Genomic DNA, 15,631 nt, shown 5'->3' with positions numbered 1-15,631 from the left:
GGGATGGCCGGGGCTGAGGGGACTACGGACAGCCCCGGCCGTCCGGGTGTCAGTGCCCGTGCCTAGTGTGCGGGGCATGATCACGTTCACCGTCGAAGAGTCCTGGGACCGCATCGAGAGCTGGCTCGCGCGGCACGCCCCCGTCACGCACGGGCTGCTGCGACCGCCGGCCGTTCTGGCGGACATCGCGGCGGCCGAACTCCGGCTGGGGGTGGCCTTCCCGCCCGACCTGAGGAAGTCGCTGCTGCGGCACGACGGTGTGGAGCTCCAGGACGGAACGCTCCGGCTCGACTACTACGGACCACCGTCTGGAGTCGGGGAGATCGTCCGGAGCGCCGAGTTCCTGCGCGGGGTCGGGGAGGACGTTGCCGAGAAGGAGGCCGAGCTCGACGAGGAGGAGCGCGACGAGTACGCGTACTGGTCGCACGAACGACTGCTGATCACCCTGGGCATCGGCTGGCAGTCCTCCGACGGACTCTTCCTGGTCACCCGCCCCGGCCCGCACCACGGGCGGGTCGGCCGGTACTTCGACGAAACGGGCTCGACCTTCACCTCCTGGTCGGGACTGCGGCACGTCCTCTCCGACTTCGCCACGGCCCTGGAGAACGGCCTGCCCTTCGACGGGCGGACACCCCTGGCCCACGAGGGCCGGCTGATCTGGGACGGCGACGGGACGGTCGTCGCCGACCCGACCTCCGCCCTGGACGTCGCCGCCGGGGCCCCCGAGCCGCAGGTCCCCGCGGCCGAGCCGACCCCGCCCGTCCCGCAGCCCGACGGGGCATACGCCGTCATCACCTTCGGGAGCGGCGGATTCTTCGGACCCGAACCCGCACCGCCCGTGCAGCCGGACGTCGTGTTCGTGGCGGGCATCGACCCCGGGGAGCTACTGAACCGGCTGGGCTCCCTGCCCGCGACCGCCAAGCCGCGCAGCCGGGAACAGGCGCAGCTGTCCGCCGACGCGCCCTGGGCCGCGCACCGCCCGATGGTCCGGGCCGGGTCCTGCGGCGATGGGTGGTCGTACGCCACGCAGGAGGGCGGTGACGCCCAGTTCGGCCGTCCCGAGGTGCTGGCACGGCTGTCCCGCGGAACCCGGGTGGTGCGGCTGGCGAAGCAGGGATACGAGGTGCGCGTGACCGTCGTGGAGGACGGCACGGAGCGGCCGGAGGCGGGCCACCGGGTCGAATCGCCGCGCGAGGACTACGTGACCGGCCCCGACGGGCAGGAGTGGCAGCGGATCGGCGTCGATCCCTGGCCCGGCTCGACGGCCGCCTACGCGCGGCTGCTGGCAGGCCTGACGGCGGAACACGGCATCAGCTGGGACCCGGCGGACGACGCAGCGGCACCACTGGCCAGCGCGCTGCTGCTGCCGGTCCTCGACGAGGTGCCGGAGGCACGGCACCCGGTCACCGTCGTACGCGACTTCGACCTCGGTGCCATCGTGGAGCGGACCCCGCCGGAGCGGTTGCGCTCCGCAGTGGCGGCGCAGCTCGCCCGACTGGCGTCGGAGACCGGCATCAACGGGTACCCGGAGATCGCCCGGGCGCTGGAGCAGGTCGGCCGGGGCGAGCCGGTGGACCTGACGGCCGACGAAGCCCTCGACCTGCGGATGCGGACTATCCGGGCGGAGGCCCGGGCCGTCCGCGGACTGCTCGACGCGGCCCGCCACCAGCCGGACCCGGCGCCCGTCACCGCGGCCGACCTCGCGGCGTGGCACGGACGGGACGCGGCGGCCGGGGCCCTGCGCCGGTTCCTGCTGCTACCCCTGCCCACGGCGGCGGAGACGGTCCTGAGCCTGCGCATGTCCGTGCGCTGGCGCGACGAGCTGGCGGCGGACCTGGCCGACTAGTGGCTCGGCTCGGATCCTTGGCCAGGCAAATATGTAGGCTTCCTCAAGCTGTTCATCCAAGGACGTGACCGCTGTTGTGATGGTGTGAGGTGCTGAGTTCGGACGCGGTACTGGCGCGTGGCGGAGGAACTCGGGACACATAGGAGGCGGGGGTCGGGTATGGCTGTACGTAATTCTGAAGCGCTTGAGGTGCTCCTCGCGGTCGCTGCTGAGGCAAGGGTGCCGTTCACCACAGTCGAGCTGGCAGGGCGGGGCATCACCGCGAGCGCTGGTGCGAACGTTGGGTGCTTGAGGTCGGCAAGCCGCAGCTGGACGGCTTCACGCTCGGCGACAAGTTGATCGACCTGGCTGAATTGGAGGAGCGGCTCGCCGAACTGTGGCTCGGCTATCGGAGCGGTGAAGTTGATGCGACTGCCTTCGAGTTCGGCCTGGCGGAGGTCGTCGTTGCCATGGAGGACTGGCCGGCGATCCCGCCAGAGCCGGAGGAAGGCTTCTCAAGCCGCCTTCGTCGGGTATTCGGTCCAGGTGCGGATGGGTGAGTCCGGGGCGAAGTTGGTCTTGGGCTCGGCGCGGGCGTTGTGCCAGCGGACGTAGGCGTTGATGGCAGCGTTCTGCTCGACGTGGCTGCGGTGGTCGGTGCCGTTGAGGGCGAAGTAGCGCAGAGCGGCGAACTCGGACTCGATCCAGTTCAACCAGGAGCCGTAGGTCGGCAGGAAGACCAGTTCGACCTGGTTGGCTGCCGCCCAGGTGCGGACGGCCGGGGCGCGGTGGGGCGAGAAGTTGTCCAGGACGATGTAGAGCTTCTCGCCGGGCCAGCGGGCGCGTAGGGCCTTGAGCAGGGCGAGGAACTCCCGGGAGCGTTTGCGGGGCTGGGTCCGGTAGTAGAGCTTTCCGGTGGTCAGGTCGAGGGCGGCGAGCATGTGCATCACGCCGTCGTACCGGTTGTAGGTGGCCCGCAGCCGGCGGGGTGAGCGCCGGGGGCGCCAGACCTTGCCGCGTCGGGGCATGAGGTTCAGGGGGCCGAACTCGTCCACGGACTGACAGTCGTCCCGAGCGGCGGCCGCTGACCGTCACGACCGGAGTGCGGCCGCGCCGGCCCCAGGTGCGTCCTTGGGGCGGTCGGCGGGTGAAGCCTGCCTCGTCCTCGAAGCAGATGTAGCCCCCGCAGGCCGCCCGGGCGCTCTTACCTCCGCCCAGGTCGCCTCCGTAAGGTGTTGTTCGGCCCGGGAGGGCCGGGTGTAGCTCAGGTTGCCTTGTCCTCAGTGGCTCGGAGGGAGTGGCCGCCCGGCTCTTCGGGGCGCCCTGGCTGCTGATTGAGATGTGCGCGCGGGTCGCTGATTACGGAGATGACAGCGGGGTGTTCCTCGGGCCAACGGCATACCGTCGGAGGCGAGGAGAGGGCGATGAGCGAGCAACCACGGGCCCGGGTCTGGGCCGGCATCGATGCCGGCAAGGGCGATCACTGGGCGGCAGTAGTCAACGAGGCCGGGGCGACGCTGTGGTCGAAGAAGGTCGACAACGACGAGGCGGCGGTCCTGGGCGCGATCGGCGAGATCCTGCCCCTGGCCGACAAGGTCCACTGGGCCGTCGACATCTCCGGCACGTCCTCCGCTCTGCTGCTGGCCCTGCTCGCAGCCCACGGCCAGCGGGTCGTCTACGTGCCCGGAGTGACCGTCAACCGGATGTCCGGTGCCTACCGGGGTGAAGCGAAGACCGACGCCCGCGACGCCTACGTCATCGCCGAAACCACCCGCCAGCGAAGGGACTTCACCACGATCGAGGTGCCCGCCCAGCTGGCCGCCGACCTCGCGCTGCTGACCGCCCACCGCTCGGACCTGGTCGCCGACCGGGTGCGGATGATCAACCGGCTCCGCGACGTGCTGACCGGTATCTTCCCCGCGCTGGAGCGGGCCTTTGACTACTCGGACCACAAGGGTGCCCTGGTCCTGTTGACGGGCTGCCAGAGCCCGGCGGCGATCCGCCGTCGGGGCCGGACCCGGCTAACGACCTGGCTGGCAGGCCGCGGCGTCCGCGGTGCCGACACAGTTGCGGCCACCGCGCTGGAGGCCGCTCAGGCCCAGCGCACCGTGCTGCCCGGCGAGGACACCGCCAGCCGGATCGTCGCCGATCTAGCCGCGCAGATCCTGGCCCTGGACGACCGGCTCAAGCGCCTCGACCAGCAGATCCGCGACACGTTCCACCGCCACCCGCAGGCCGGGATCATCGAGTCCCTGCCCGGCATCGGCCCAATACTGGGAGCCGAGTTCGTCGTCGCCGCGGGCGACCTCGCGGCCTACGCGGACGCCGGCCACCTCGCCTCCACCGCCGGGCTCGTCCCCGTCCCACGCGACTCCGGCCGCCGCACCGGTAACCTCCACCGCCCGAAGAAATACAGCCGCCGCCTTCGCCGGGTCTTCTACCTGTCCGCGCAGACCAGCATCATCCGCGAGGGACCGAACCGGGACTTCTACCTCAAGAAGCGCGCCGAGGGCTGCAGACACGTCYAGGCCGTCATCGCCCTGGCCCGCCGACGGGTGAGCGTGCTGTGGGCACTCCTGCGCGACAACCGGATCTTCACCCCCGATCCAGTTGCACAGACGGCTTGACTCGGTCATTGAGACTCCCTCCAGACCGTGACGGCCCGTTCGTCACGCTCGGCCACCCGCCGCGCTGGAACCTGCGGACTGAAACCGAGCCGGTGCATCAGGCGGGTGGCACCCGAGACGCTGTAGGAGACGTGAAACTTCCGGCCGATCAGCGTGGCCACCCGCGCCGCGGTCCACACCTGGTCCTCCACCCAGCCATGCGCGGCCGGTCCCTCCTCCAGGAATGCGGCCAGTTTCTCCAGACACCGCGGCGACAGGCGGCACCGCGACCCGCCCAGGCCACGGGAAGCCAGAGCCCCCACACCGCCATCGCGCCACAACTCGTGCCACCGGTAGGCCGATTTCCGGCTCACCCGCAGACGACGCGCCACTTCCGACGGCCTGGTCCCCTGCTCGAACAGCTCCGCCGCCTCAACCCGCACCGACTCCCGGCGCAGCCGACCCTCAGCAGTCAGCCCGCCACCATCCGCATACCTCACACACCATCAAATACAGCCACCACCCACACCCATCAGGAACTTAACGACAGTTCACCCTGACGCGCCGAAGTCAGCAATTCCCCACCTGGGCTTGGGTCGTGGCGGTCCGCCCGCTGGCTGAGTATGCGGCTGGTCCGGTCGGTCAAGGGCGCCTTCGGCGGCGCTTCGCGCTGGCCTTACGGCCACCCTGGACAGCCCTGACCAGCCTGAACTACGGCCTAACTATCGGGCGGCCCGGAGACCTCTGGCGCCACGGGGATCCCGGCGCACAGTCACCGTCCCCAGGTCCACGACGATCGCGACGTCACCATCCCCCTGGCCCATTACATGACGTTCGAGGTGGGGAATCGGCTGACCGTCGACAGTGTGTCAGTTCCGGCCAATGCCCCTGTGCGGCACGCGGTGTCCGATAGGCTCAGTGGGGTGACTGGGCAAGGTTTGACCGCGACTGCTGGCAGCAAAAACGGCCCCGGTGGGCTTGAGCAGGTGGTGGCCCAGTTTGAGGCCGGTGCCGTTCAGCAGGTCGTTCATCTGCCCGACGGGCTGATGAACGACAACTGGCGCATCGACGCCAGCACTGGGACTTTTGCGCTCAAGAAGATCAGAGATGTCCCATTCGATACGGCCCGGCGCAACCTTCGCACGCTCACAGCGCTGGCCGAGGCCGGTGTCCCGGTTCCGGCCCCACTTCTAACTCGGTCCGGAGACCCGGTCGTGGAGGTCGGCGAGGACGGCTTCTCTCTCCTTACGTGGGTTGAGGGCAACCATCGGCTCGGCGCCGACCTGGACCTGCCCGAGGCGCGAACGCTCGGAGTGCTGCTGGGGCGCCTGCACGAAATCCTCAACCGCCCGACGGTATTCACCGGTCTGCCGTCGGCGGTCGATCCCCCGGCCGCCTCTGTCACGGCCCCCGCGAAGGCGCTCGCCCAGATCGACCGCTTCCTCACGCACCTCGCCGACCTCGCCGAGCCGACGCCCTTCGACGGGGAGGCAGCAAGGTTCCTGGCCAAGCGCAGGCTACTACTGGAGAAGTACGCCCCTGAGCGGCCTGCGATGGAGGTCCCGGCGGGGCCGTTCGGTTGGACGCACGGCGACTTCCAGCACCGTAATGTCCTGTGGCAGGACGGGGATATCGTCGGGGTTCTCGACTGGGACCGGATCCGGGTACGGCCGTTCGGCGAGGAGGCCGCCCGCACCGCCACGGTGCAGTTCGGCGGTGAGGACGGCCTTCTCGATCTGGAGCGGATCGCGGCGTTCATGGACGGCTACCGGTCGGTCATCGCGATCAGCCCGGCGGAGCTGGAGGACGCGGTGACGCGGTTGTGGTGGAAGCGGATGACGGACCCGTGGGTGCTGGTCTTCCACTACGACCGCGGCGACCACTCGTGCGACGAGCTCTTCGCCCCTCAGGAGCGGCTGCTGACCTGGTGGACCGAGCGTCGTGGGGATGTGATGGCCGCGTTCACGGCTAAAGCGTGAACCGGATCATCTGACGGATACCCTCCCGTGCGATGGCGGCCCGCAGAGCCTCGTTGATCTCCATGAGCGGCCGGCGATGGGTGGCGATGTCGTCGGCCGCCAGCAGGCCCTTGCGGGCCAGCTCCGCGTACCGGGGGATGTCCGCACGAGTGCACACGGAGCCCATGACGGTGCCGCCGAGGGAGCGGCCGTGTCGTAGCAGGTTGCCGGGCAGGGGTACTTCGGCACCCTGGGGTAGCATGCCCAGGACTGTGGCCTGGCCACCGGGTGCGAGGACCGCGAACGCCTGGGCGGCGGTCTCGACCAGACCCACCGCCTCGACGGAGCGGGCGACCCCGTTGGTGGTCATGGCCCGGATTGTCTCCACCGGGTCTTTCAGGCTCGCGTCGGGGGCTCCTTCGGAAGCTCATTGCGTCAGGAACTGGACAGGGTGCGGTGCAGGGCAACAGCCACGGTGGTGGCGACCTGTTCCATGTAGTCGGGGGCCTGCACGTGGGGGATCTTGAGGACGAGCATCTGGCGGTGAGCGCGGTAGTAGTTCTCGAGCGAGTCCCGGGTGGGCCAGGTGCGGCCAGTAGCGGGCGGCAAGTCCGGGCTGCTGGAGGAGCGGGGTCTGGGCCCAGTCCTCGTACAGCGCCCTGACCGGGACCGCTCCGGCCTTCAGGTGCCCGCGCAGGGCCAGAGGGTCGTGGACGTGCTCGGTGACGATCAAGGGGGTGCCGTACCAGCCGCGCACGGAGGTGTCATCGACGCAGGGCCAGGTGACGGGCGCGYCGAAGCTGGTCAAGACCTCGCGCAGGGTGGCGAGGTTGGCTTCGGCGGCCTTCATCCGCACGGGCAGCGTCCGTAGCTGCTCGGTCGCGATGGCGGCGGACAGGACCGGCATCCGGTACTTGTAGCCGCCGCCGGTCGCTGCCAGGGGCATGAGACTCGCCAGGGTGAGCTCGCTGTGAAGCCGTTGGGGGTGGTGCCCGAAGGTGAGGGCGCGTTCGTACACCTGGCGGTCGGAGGTGGTCATCACCCCGCCCTCGCCACCACTCGCTGACCGGCATAGCTGATGTTCACGAGAACGGGCACACCCACCCGCCCGACGCGGCACGGGCAACGGGGCCCGGGAGCCGGTCGACGCGACGGCGGGTAGAGAGGTGGAGGGCGGGGGGACGACTGAGGTTGGTCGCGCCCACCAGGGCGTGCCACCCTCATGGGCACCGCGCGGAGATCGCACCCCCGACCGGCAACGGGCAGACCCCGGGTGCGGAGACGCGAAGGTACTGGCGCGGCGCAGGCTTCAAGTCGTGGAAGCCGAACGGCCCGCATCGAACGGCTAACGAGAACAAGCGGTCGGGCGGTACCTGCGGCGCAGTGATGCGGCCTGCCCCGTCGCGCAGTTCCGTCGCCGTGGATCTTGACGAGTCATCACACTCAGACGGCCGCCGTCTGCACCGCAACGCAGTGCTGCTGTCCCCGGGCTGGAGTTTGGTGGCGGGGTTGACAGGGAGGCTGTGTTTATCGATTATCGTGATATCGATAATCGATAAGGGGGTTGGAATGTCCTTGCCGGACAAGCTGCGGAGGCCGGACTGGCTCGGCGAACTGCAGGGCGTGCTCACGCTCGGTCTGGTCGCTACGGGCCTGGCAATCGGGGTACCCGCAGGCCGTGCACTGCTGGACGACCTGCCCGTGACGGCCGGGATACCGGCCCGCGCGCTGGAGGCGACCACCTTGATCCCCATCAGGACGACAGGGGGCGTCAGCATCACCCCGGACTCCGTCATCGAGGTGGAGATCGCCGATCCCAGCGCCCACCAGCTCGTCGCAGCAGCGCTCACCGCGCTGCCGAGCCTGCTCGTAGCCCTCAGCATGCTTGTCATGCTGCTGCTCGTCGTGCGGCGGGCCCGCCGCAGTGATCCGTTCACCGCCCAGGCGGTGCGGCGGTTGCGGCTGCTCGCCGCCTTCGTCATCGTCGGCGGGACTCTGGCCGGTGTGACGGAGAGCATCGCGGCGCTGGATCTCGCTCTCACGGTGAGCGACGCCGCAGGCGTTGCGGTCTGGGAGTTCCCGGCCGCGTGGACGCTGGCAGGGTTCGGGCTCCTCGCATCCGCCGAGGTCGTCAGCCGAGGTGCAAGGATGCGCGCCGAGCTGGAAACGGTGATCTGATGCCACCGGAGGAGGAGCACCGCGTCACGGTGCACCTGGACAGGCTATTGGAGGAGCGTGGCCTCACGCTGACCGAGTTGGCCGACCGGGTCGGCCTCACGCTTGCCAACCTGTCCGTTCTCAAGAACAGCCGAGCTCGTGCGGTCCGATTCAGCACGCTCACAGCGCTGTGCGACGCACTCGACTGCCAGCCCGGCGACCTGCTCACCGTCCTGCCCAGGACACGGCCTCGCTGAGTCGGTCCTCCGCCGTCACAGCCGGAGCTCCGGCGGCAGGGTGCATCGCGGATCATGTGGTCCGGGCCAGGGGCGGGAATGAGGCGAGGTGATCCGTATGCGCCAGCCGCAGGACAGGCTGCGCGCGGCCGTCGCTGTCCCGGGTGACCACGAGCCGGCCATCCACCAGGACGGAATCCTCCTGCTCCACCGCAAACCGAAGCGTCCAGGTGCAGCAGCGCCGGGAGAACCCCGGCCTCGCGGCAGACGTTCCCGGACCGCCAAGCCCAGCTACCCAGCCGCAGGCCACAAGAAGGAGGCACAGCACAGCGCAGCCCGGCCCTGCCTTGAAGGGCTTCCGTTGGGCTCGGGCGGACGGGGAGCACCGCAGCAGCGATGGATGGACCCGAGGCCCGCCTGGTGCCAAGATCACGCCTGCGTCCGGCGTGGGCCCGGCGCGAAGGAGCCGGCCGTGAAGCTGTACATCGCTATACCCATCCTGGCGTTCTCCCTGTTCTTCACCGTCTGCGGCATCGCGGCCATTACCCGAGGCTGGGTCCTCCCCATGAGCAGACGCTACGTCCGCAACGCGCGCCTCCACGGCTGGGGCCAGCTGCTGATGGCCCTCGCACTGATCTGGCAGGTGCTCGTCCGGCTGGCCGGCGGTGACACCGGACCGCTGCCCTGGGGTCTCATCACCGGCGGCGCGCTCCAGCTCGCCGGTCTCATCCTCCTGTTCGTCAGCCAACGCCAGCCCCGACACGACAGCAGCACCCCGCACGCTCCCTGAAACCTGGAGACCGGTCTCCAGAGCGTCGGCGTACAAGCCAGACCCCCGGCAGCAGCCGAGCAAGGCGGGCCGGCTGACGGCCGCCACCACCCGGCCCCGGCCCCGGCGCGGGGGCCGCCACCCGGGAACAGCCCTGACCGCCGCCGCCCGGGACGACGCCGAGGACGGCAGCGAACCGGGCACGGCCCGGACCGGAAGCGGCGGGCAGCGGGCGGCCCGGCAGCTCCTGGCGGCCGAGCTCCACCGAGAAGCAGCCGACCAGCAGCCGCTCCGGCAACCAGCCGGGGACGGCCGCCCAGGAAGGTGGTGGCCACTGGCCGCGCCCGGACAGTGGCCTGACGCACCGCCAGCCGCCGGCAGCGGACAGCAGGCACCGGCGACATCCTGGCGGCGGGCAGCAGGGACGGCGGCCAGGAGCAGCAGACCAAGGCCCGGGGCGGTGAGCAGCGGCCAGGGCCGGGATGGCGGCCTGACGCACCGGCAGCAGGCGCCAGCCTGACAGCCCGCCACCTGTGACTGTCCTCCGACAGGTGATCTTGACCGTTTGCCAGGCGACTTTGACCGATCGAGGGCCGGGGCGAACGGCAACGGCCGGGTCTGTGATGATCGCTGCGAGCTTCAAGGAGAACGCTGTGGACAGACGGACAGGTGGGCCCGAATCGGCCCGGCAGGGTGCGGACAGCGGTGCTGTCCGGTTCCGCGCAGGCGATGTACTGAAGCTGGAGTGCCCGTTCACCGCGACCACGGTCACCGAGGTCTCCCGCTTCTACATCTCCGTACGGTGGCCGTGGTCGCAGGTGGACCCGCAGGCAGAACACATTCGCTGGAACGGCCAGAGGGCCCTTCCAACGCCTGCGGCCCACGACCACGGCCTGGAGATCTTCCGGACGCAGCCGGCGGAGATCGCACTGAGGCAGGGCGACACCTGCCTGGTGGGATTCCCTCCGACCGTGGTGCACGTCCAGTCCGTCCATCACTTCGATCCGCCCCTGGTGACCGGCATGCTGCCGCGGCCCGCGTCATACCTGGACGTCCTGCGGCAGGGCGAAACCCATGACCCCGAACTTGAGGACCAGGGCTACGCGCTCGACCCGGCGGGCGGTGAACCGATCCGCATCGAACTGCTCTTCCGCCCCTACGCCTTCCTCGAAGCAGGCGACGAGGTCGCCGACCAGGGTGGGCGTGCCTGGCGGTTCGATGCGGCCTGGAACTGGCACCCCTTCAACGATGAGCGCCGTCGCCCGGGCGACGGCTTCCGGCAGCCACGGACAGGAACTTGAGCGCTGGACCGCGCTCACTCTCGCGAAGCCGGCCATCTCTCAGGAGTAGCCCCGCCGCGACCCGGCGAGATCATGTAGCAACCGGTCAAGATCACCTGCCAGAGGACAACCGGCCCGCCGCGAAGCCGTGTCCCAGCACCGCCTCAGCCCAGGGCCGAAAACGCTCCCACCAGGGGATACGGCCTGAGACCGTCTCAGCGAAACGGACAAGCCCGGCAGGGTAAGAACGCAGGTGGGACAGACCTGGGACAGCCCCGTCCCAGCACCGTCTCAGGCCGGGGCGGACCGGCCGCCGATCGCACCCGACGCAGCGGCCCGGTGGACTCCACCCGGCGCAGCCGCACGGCGGCGGGCCCCACCAGGCCCGGCCGCAGAGCGGCGGGCCGACCGGCAACCGGGAGCGGCGGGCCCGCCCTCCGGGGGGAGCCGACCAGCAGCCGGGCGGGGAGCACCGCGGCACCCTGTCGCGGCTGTCGCGGCCCGGCCAGCCACAGGGGATCCGGGCCATCGGCGCACGTCACCCCACGCGACAGCACCCCCATCACGACACCCACCGCGACAGCACCCACCCGGGCCTGACCCCGGGCCTGGCAGGGCGACCAGGACGACGACCAGGCGCCGCCGAGCGCGGACAGCTTCGCCGGACGCACACCAAAAACCCAACAGCACACCGCAGGGCAAAGCCCGAACGACCAACCGACCAAAGACACAGGAAGAAGAAGGGGCTGTCGGAATTCCCCAGCCCCCGGACAAGGGGTCTGACCTGCGACGACCCCACGGCGGGGCGGATCAACGGCCAAACGGCAGCCCCTGGGACGGACGACCGCACGGTGACGGCCGCCGGCCGGGCCCGGACAGCGGCCTGACGGCCGTAGTGATCGTCCTGGCGTTCGCCAACGTCGTGCTGCAGACCGCCAACGTGGTGGTGGAGTGGATGACGTGAGGACGCACCGCCCGGCAGGGCAACCGAACAAGCGGCCTCACCGATCCGGCAGGCGACAGACGCACTTCCCCCGGGTGCGGGTGCTCCTGGGCTTACAGACCGAGCCCGACCCCGCCGTCGCCCTTATAGTCCGAACTCCCGCCGCCCGGACCGTCCGAGTCGTCGAAGAACGGCGCGCCCGCGCAGAACACCGCCGCCAGGTACAGCGGCATGGCGATGAAGTAGGCCCAGACATAGCGATGATGAGCGACCTGGACCATCAACAACGTGGCGATCCCGGCCAACACCAGCCCCAGCACGACACCAACGATGCGTCTGACCACGTCCGCCCCCACCCTTCGCCAGCCACGGGCCTACCGGCCGCTCCCCTACCGATACCCGCCCGACACCCCTGGCACCGCAGCAGTTGAGTATCACCCCACCCTCCCCCCCCGGGGGGGGCAACCTCACAAGGGACTCCACAAGATCCCGGCCCAGCCGGGCGCAGCACACCGGGGCTGGGGCGCAGCCGGGCACCACCACCTGGTCCTCCACTTCCTCCTGGTCCTCCAGCACGGGGCGGCCTGCGGCCGCACCCGGTGGGCCCGGGGGCCGAGGCCTGACCGCCCGGCAGCAGCCGCAGCACCCGCACCGCGCGGCGGCCCGGTGGCCAGCTACTCGGCACCAGCACGGCGGCCTGACGCACCGACAGGAGGCGCAGACGGGCGGCTGACCCGTCTCACCGAAGTTTGACGGCGTCTGACCGATGTTTGACCAGATGGTCCCGGTCAGCGCAGCCGCGTGAGTCGCAGCAGGGCTTCGCTGCGAACCGCAGGGTCTCCGTCCGATGCCAGCGCTCGAAGCTGTGCGATCAGTTCGCCGCCCCCCTGTCCGGTGGACCAGCGGGGGTCACCGTCGAGCTCCGCCGCGAGCTGATCACAGGTTCCGCCGTCAGGAGCGACTGCGCGTGCGGCGAGCACGGTGCGTAGCCCGGCCAGGTCCCTGCGAGCCAACAACGCCACCGCAGTATCCGATGTCACGGCCGTGTCATGGGCATCCAGCAGGAGTTGGTGCAGGACACCGGCGACACTCTCGATCCGAGGCGCCGAAGCCAGTCGCCGCCCAGCAGCGGCCCTCACGGACCAAGTGGGCGAAGCCGCTGCAACGACCCAGTCGCGAAGCCCTTGATCCATGAACTCTTCCACGCAACCAGACTGCCGGCCGGACGTCTCGATCAAGATTCGTTGAGACAACACCACAGCAGTCAATCTTCAGTGAGACTCGTCAAACTTCCCTGAGACGGGTCAGGCCTAACGCACCAACACCGACCGAGCCGGCCGCTCCCGGCAGCGGGCCGGTGGCGGGCCCAGGTGCCTACGGCACCGGGGCGGGGCGGGAACGACGACGAGGAGCAGCATGGAGCGGAGCCCCCGGAAGCATCCGGCTGCTACTACCATCGGCGTCTTCGCCGACACCAGGAGCAACCGCTATGTCGATGCCGCGCATCGGAGTCGTCATCGTCACCATGGGCACGCGCCCCCGGGAGCTGGACGCCCTGCTCATGTCGGTGGAGAAACAGGACGTGCCAGCGACCCGGGTGGTGCTGATCGGCAACGCGACGCCCCTGACCGACATCACGGCCGACGTCACGAAGGTCCCGCTGGAGGAGAACCTCGGCTGCCCGGGCGGCCGCAACGTCGGCTTGAAAATACTGCGCGAGTCGGGCGAGGTCGACGTGATCGTCGAACTGGACGACGACGGCCTGCTCATCGCCGACGACGTGTTCCGCAGGATCCAGCAGTTCTTCGCGGCCGGTCCAAAGCTCKGGATCATCGGGTTCCGCGTCGCGGATGAGAATGGGCTGACCCTGCGACGCTGGGTGCCCCGCCTTCGCGCGGACGACCCGATGCGCCGCGGCCTGGTCACCGCCTTCCTCGGCGGGGGCCACGCCTTCTCCGTCCCGATGCTCGAACGCATCGGCGACTGGGCCGGCGAGTTCTTCTTCGGCCACGAGGAGACGGACCTCGCGTGGCGGGCCCTGGACGACGGCTGGGACATCCTCTACGAACCCGAGCTGGTGCTCCAGCACCCCGCGACGGCCGCCGCCCGGCACGCCGTCTACTACCGCTACACCGCCCGCAACCGAGTCTGGCTCGCCCGCCGCAGGCTCCCCCTCCCCCTGATCCCGCTCTACCTGGGCACATGGATCCTGCTCGCCATGGCCCGGATGCGGTCCGTCAGCGGACTGAAAGCCTGGTGGGGCGGGTTCCTGGAAGGCACGCGCACCCCCTGCGGGCCCCGCAAGCCGATGTCGTGGAACACGGTGTGGCTGATGACCCGCCTGGGACGCCCCCCACTGCTCTGACCCCGCCAAACCGGACGACCAGGGGCCGCACTCGGAAAGCAGACCGGCGCCGGCCACTGGCAACCAGACAGGAGCAGCCTCACCAGGCGCAGCAGCACGGCGATGGGCTCCACCAGGCGCGGACACAGCGCCAGGGGTCGAGGAACCGGAGCACGGGGCCGGGAACCACCCCGTTGCAGCAGTCCGAACCGGCATGAAGCAGCACCACGGCTGGCCCCGGAGAGCACCGCGACCCCTGTCGCGACTGTCGCGGACCGGCCAGGCACGGGGGAACCACGCCTGACGCCCACGTCACCCGACGCGACAGCACCCCCAACGCGACACCCAACGCGACAGCACCGCCAGGGCCCAGCAGGGCAACCAGGCGCAGCCCGGCCGGACCTCCGGAGCAGCAGTCGGGACGGGCCAGCAACCACTCCCGCGTGGTGAATCAGCGACCGCTGGCCCGGGTAGCCACCCAGGGTTCAGCAAGCACGGGAGAACCGCATGGATCCGCAGTGCACCAGGGACTCGCCCTTCGGTCAGTGGCTGGCCGACCGGGCCACCGAAGCGCAGACCCTCGACGCCGCCCTCCCGGACCCCATGGCGGCACCCAGCAACAGCGAACGGTGGGCCGCCTGCGAGACCACCCGGATCCACCACAACGTCGGCTGCCAGCTCGGCCCACCGCTCGCCCAACGGGTCGCCGACCTCCTCCACGTCAGCATCTGGGACGTCATCGACGCCTTCCAACAGCGGTAGCCACCACCGACCAGGGCGACGACCACGCGCAACGCCCCGGACGGGCGGCCAGCTGCCGGGCCGGAACCGGCGGGCCGACCGGCAGCTCCTGGCGGCCCGCCCGCCACCCAGGCAGCACCCCCGACACCGGGCCCGACCGGGGGACAGCAACTAGTCCTCGGCGCTGATGAACCGCTCGTACTGGGCCGCGGTGAGCAGTACGTCCAGCTGCTTGACGTCCGACATTTCGATCTTGATGATCCAAGCGCTGTGGGGGTCTGTGTTGATGGAATCCGGCTCGTCGTCGAGCAGCGCGTTGACCCCGACGACCTTGCCAGAGACCGGCGAGAAGATCTCGGACACCGCCTTGACCGACTCCACACTGCCGAACTCCTCCCCGGCCTCAAGCTGGGCGCCCTCCTTCGACACCACCTCCGCGAAGACGATGTCGCCGAGCTGCTTCTGCGCGAAGTCCGTCAGACCAACCAAGGCCGTCTTCCCGTCGACCTCAAGCCACTCGTGGTCCTTGGTGTACTTGTACCCGGTGGGGTACGCCATGCCTGTCTCCCTGGATTGTCGGTACGGGCACAGCCTTCCGCACCACCCCGGCCCGAAGCGGGACACTCACTCGAACGAGTGAGCCGCAACCCCGGCCGGCAGTGCCGGCCCCGGACCGCTGCCCAGCAGCACAGGCCGGACGGGCCACAACTCAACCCCCAGCACTGACAGGGCAACTGACAAGCCACCACCACCCCGAGCAGCATCGACCCGG

General features: G+C 70.2%; 16 protein-coding genes and 3 pseudogenes. 10 read left to right on the top strand and 9 right to left on the bottom strand.

All coding sequences use genetic code 11. The annotated features are described in order from the left end of the window. Positions 1–76: 76 nt before the first annotated feature. Both ACXJMZ_RS33325 and ACXJMZ_RS33320 read left to right on the top strand, forming a co-directional pair. Positions 77–1,846 carry an SMI1/KNR4 family protein gene (locus tag ACXJMZ_RS33325; RefSeq protein ID WP_457033750.1) on the top strand — a complete coding sequence of 590 codons (1,770 nt, stop codon included), beginning with the start codon at positions 77–79 and terminating at the stop codon, positions 1,844–1,846. Positions 1,847–2,130: 284 nt separating this feature from the next. Beyond that, the gene (locus ACXJMZ_RS33320; RefSeq protein WP_457033749.1) at positions 2,131–2,385 is read left to right on the top strand and encodes a hypothetical protein; all 255 of its coding nucleotides are present in this window, start codon (positions 2,131–2,133) and stop codon (positions 2,383–2,385) included. On the opposite strand, the gene ACXJMZ_RS33315 is transcribed toward ACXJMZ_RS33320, so the two are convergent. Further along, entirely contained in the window at positions 2,341–2,880 is a 540-nt protein-coding gene (locus ACXJMZ_RS33315) for an IS630 family transposase (protein WP_457033748.1), read from the bottom strand. The two genes, ACXJMZ_RS33320 and ACXJMZ_RS33315, sit on opposite strands and share 45 nt — an antisense overlap. Then, a pseudogene (locus ACXJMZ_RS33310) lies at positions 2,876–3,054 on the bottom strand (IS630 family transposase); the annotation flags it as partial. The gene ACXJMZ_RS33315 and the pseudogene ACXJMZ_RS33310, both read right to left, overlap by 5 nt. Positions 3,055–3,249: 195 nt before the next feature. Here ACXJMZ_RS33310 and ACXJMZ_RS33305 point away from each other — a divergent pair. Next, positions 3,250–4,452 (top strand): IS110 family RNA-guided transposase, encoded by a 1,203-nt coding sequence (locus ACXJMZ_RS33305; protein ID WP_457033747.1) that lies wholly within the window; start codon positions 3,250–3,252, stop codon positions 4,450–4,452. Between the two features lie 11 nt (positions 4,453–4,463). Here the strand turns inward: ACXJMZ_RS33305 and ACXJMZ_RS33300 are convergent. After that, positions 4,464–4,931, bottom strand: a pseudogene (locus tag ACXJMZ_RS33300) (winged helix-turn-helix domain-containing protein); the annotation flags it as partial. A gap of 327 nt (positions 4,932–5,258) precedes the next feature. Here ACXJMZ_RS33300 and ACXJMZ_RS33295 point away from each other — a divergent pair. Continuing rightward, complete coding sequence (locus tag ACXJMZ_RS33295; RefSeq protein WP_457033746.1) at positions 5,259–6,410, top strand: phosphotransferase; 1,152 nt, start codon at positions 5,259–5,261, stop codon at positions 6,408–6,410. On the opposite strand, the gene ACXJMZ_RS33290 is transcribed toward ACXJMZ_RS33295, so the two are convergent. The 3 genes and pseudogenes from ACXJMZ_RS33290 to ACXJMZ_RS33280 all read right to left on the bottom strand — a co-directional run. After that, positions 6,400–6,777 (bottom strand): zinc-binding dehydrogenase, encoded by a 378-nt coding sequence (locus tag ACXJMZ_RS33290; RefSeq protein ID WP_457033745.1) that lies wholly within the window; start codon positions 6,775–6,777, stop codon positions 6,400–6,402. The genes ACXJMZ_RS33295 and ACXJMZ_RS33290 overlap by 11 nt on opposite strands. A 47-nt stretch (positions 6,778–6,824) precedes the next feature. Continuing rightward, positions 6,825–6,998, bottom strand: coding sequence for a hypothetical protein (locus ACXJMZ_RS33285; RefSeq protein WP_457033751.1), 174 nt, complete (start codon positions 6,996–6,998; stop codon positions 6,825–6,827). A gap of 19 nt (positions 6,999–7,017) precedes the next feature. After that, a pseudogene (locus ACXJMZ_RS33280) lies at positions 7,018–7,431 on the bottom strand (DegT/DnrJ/EryC1/StrS family aminotransferase); the annotation flags it as partial. A gap of 527 nt (positions 7,432–7,958) precedes the next feature. Here ACXJMZ_RS33280 and ACXJMZ_RS33275 point away from each other — a divergent pair. The 4 genes from ACXJMZ_RS33275 to ACXJMZ_RS33260 all read left to right on the top strand — a co-directional run bounded on the left by ACXJMZ_RS33275 (position 7,959) and on the right by ACXJMZ_RS33260 (position 10,852). Then, positions 7,959–8,567: a DUF2975 domain-containing protein gene (locus tag ACXJMZ_RS33275; RefSeq protein WP_457033744.1), complete on the top strand. Its 609-nt coding sequence runs from the start codon at positions 7,959–7,961 to the stop codon at positions 8,565–8,567. Continuing rightward, entirely contained in the window at positions 8,567–8,803 is a 237-nt protein-coding gene (locus ACXJMZ_RS33270; protein WP_457033743.1) for a helix-turn-helix domain-containing protein, read from the top strand. Before ACXJMZ_RS33275 ends, ACXJMZ_RS33270 begins: the two co-directional genes overlap by 1 nt. Before the next feature lie 451 nt (positions 8,804–9,254). Then, positions 9,255–9,572, top strand: coding sequence for a hypothetical protein (locus tag ACXJMZ_RS33265; protein WP_457033742.1), 318 nt, complete (start codon positions 9,255–9,257; stop codon positions 9,570–9,572). Between the two features lie 599 nt (positions 9,573–10,171). Further along, positions 10,172–10,852: a hypothetical protein gene (locus tag ACXJMZ_RS33260; protein ID WP_457033741.1), complete on the top strand. Its 681-nt coding sequence runs from the start codon at positions 10,172–10,174 to the stop codon at positions 10,850–10,852. A gap of 1,035 nt (positions 10,853–11,887) precedes the next feature. Here ACXJMZ_RS33260 and ACXJMZ_RS33255 read toward each other — a convergent pair. Continuing rightward, the gene (locus ACXJMZ_RS33255; protein ID WP_457033740.1) at positions 11,888–12,118 is read right to left on the bottom strand and encodes a hypothetical protein; all 231 of its coding nucleotides are present in this window, start codon (positions 12,116–12,118) and stop codon (positions 11,888–11,890) included. A 444-nt stretch (positions 12,119–12,562) separates the two neighbouring features. After that, positions 12,563–12,979 carry a HEAT repeat domain-containing protein gene (locus ACXJMZ_RS33250; protein WP_457033739.1) on the bottom strand — a complete coding sequence of 139 codons (417 nt, stop codon included), beginning with the start codon at positions 12,977–12,979 and terminating at the stop codon, positions 12,563–12,565. A 284-nt stretch (positions 12,980–13,263) separates the two neighbouring features. On the opposite strand from ACXJMZ_RS33250, the gene ACXJMZ_RS33245 reads away from it, so the two are divergent. Next, a complete protein-coding gene (locus ACXJMZ_RS33245; RefSeq protein WP_457033738.1) occupies positions 13,264–14,139 on the top strand; it encodes a glycosyltransferase family 2 protein in 876 nt (291 codons plus the stop codon). 486 nt (positions 14,140–14,625) lie between these two features. Beyond that, positions 14,626–14,880: a hypothetical protein gene (locus ACXJMZ_RS33240; RefSeq protein WP_457033737.1), complete on the top strand. Its 255-nt coding sequence runs from the start codon at positions 14,626–14,628 to the stop codon at positions 14,878–14,880. Between the two features lie 150 nt (positions 14,881–15,030). Here ACXJMZ_RS33240 and gcvH read toward each other — a convergent pair whose 3' ends face one another. Next, positions 15,031–15,417, bottom strand: a complete 387-nt coding sequence (gene gcvH, locus ACXJMZ_RS33235; protein WP_457033736.1) for a glycine cleavage system protein GcvH — start codon at positions 15,415–15,417, stop codon at positions 15,031–15,033. Positions 15,418–15,631 lie beyond the last annotated feature (214 nt).

The organism is Kitasatospora sp. P5_F3, from assembly GCF_054049135.1.
Note: the sequence above shows the minus strand (reverse complement) of the source record. Positions and strands in the feature narration are given on the sequence as shown.

Bases quoted from the DNA above. Each gene is read 5' to 3' on its own strand.
- ACXJMZ_RS33325 (WP_457033750.1), top strand. From the start codon at position 77: ATGATCACGTTCACCGTCGAAGAGTCCTGGGACCGCATCGAGAGCTGG.
- ACXJMZ_RS33295 (WP_457033746.1), top strand. From the start codon at position 5,259: ATGACGTTCGAGGTGGGGAATCGGCTGACCGTCGACAGTGTGTCAGTT.
- ACXJMZ_RS33275 (WP_457033744.1), top strand. From the start codon at position 7,959: ATGTCCTTGCCGGACAAGCTGCGGAGGCCGGACTGGCTCGGCGAACTG.
- ACXJMZ_RS33270 (WP_457033743.1), top strand. From the start codon at position 8,567: ATGCCACCGGAGGAGGAGCACCGCGTCACGGTGCACCTGGACAGGCTA.
- ACXJMZ_RS33240 (WP_457033737.1), top strand. From the start codon at position 14,626: ATGGATCCGCAGTGCACCAGGGACTCGCCCTTCGGTCAGTGGCTGGCC.
- gcvH (WP_457033736.1), bottom strand. From the start codon at position 15,417: ATGGCGTACCCCACCGGGTACAAGTACACCAAGGACCACGAGTGGCTT.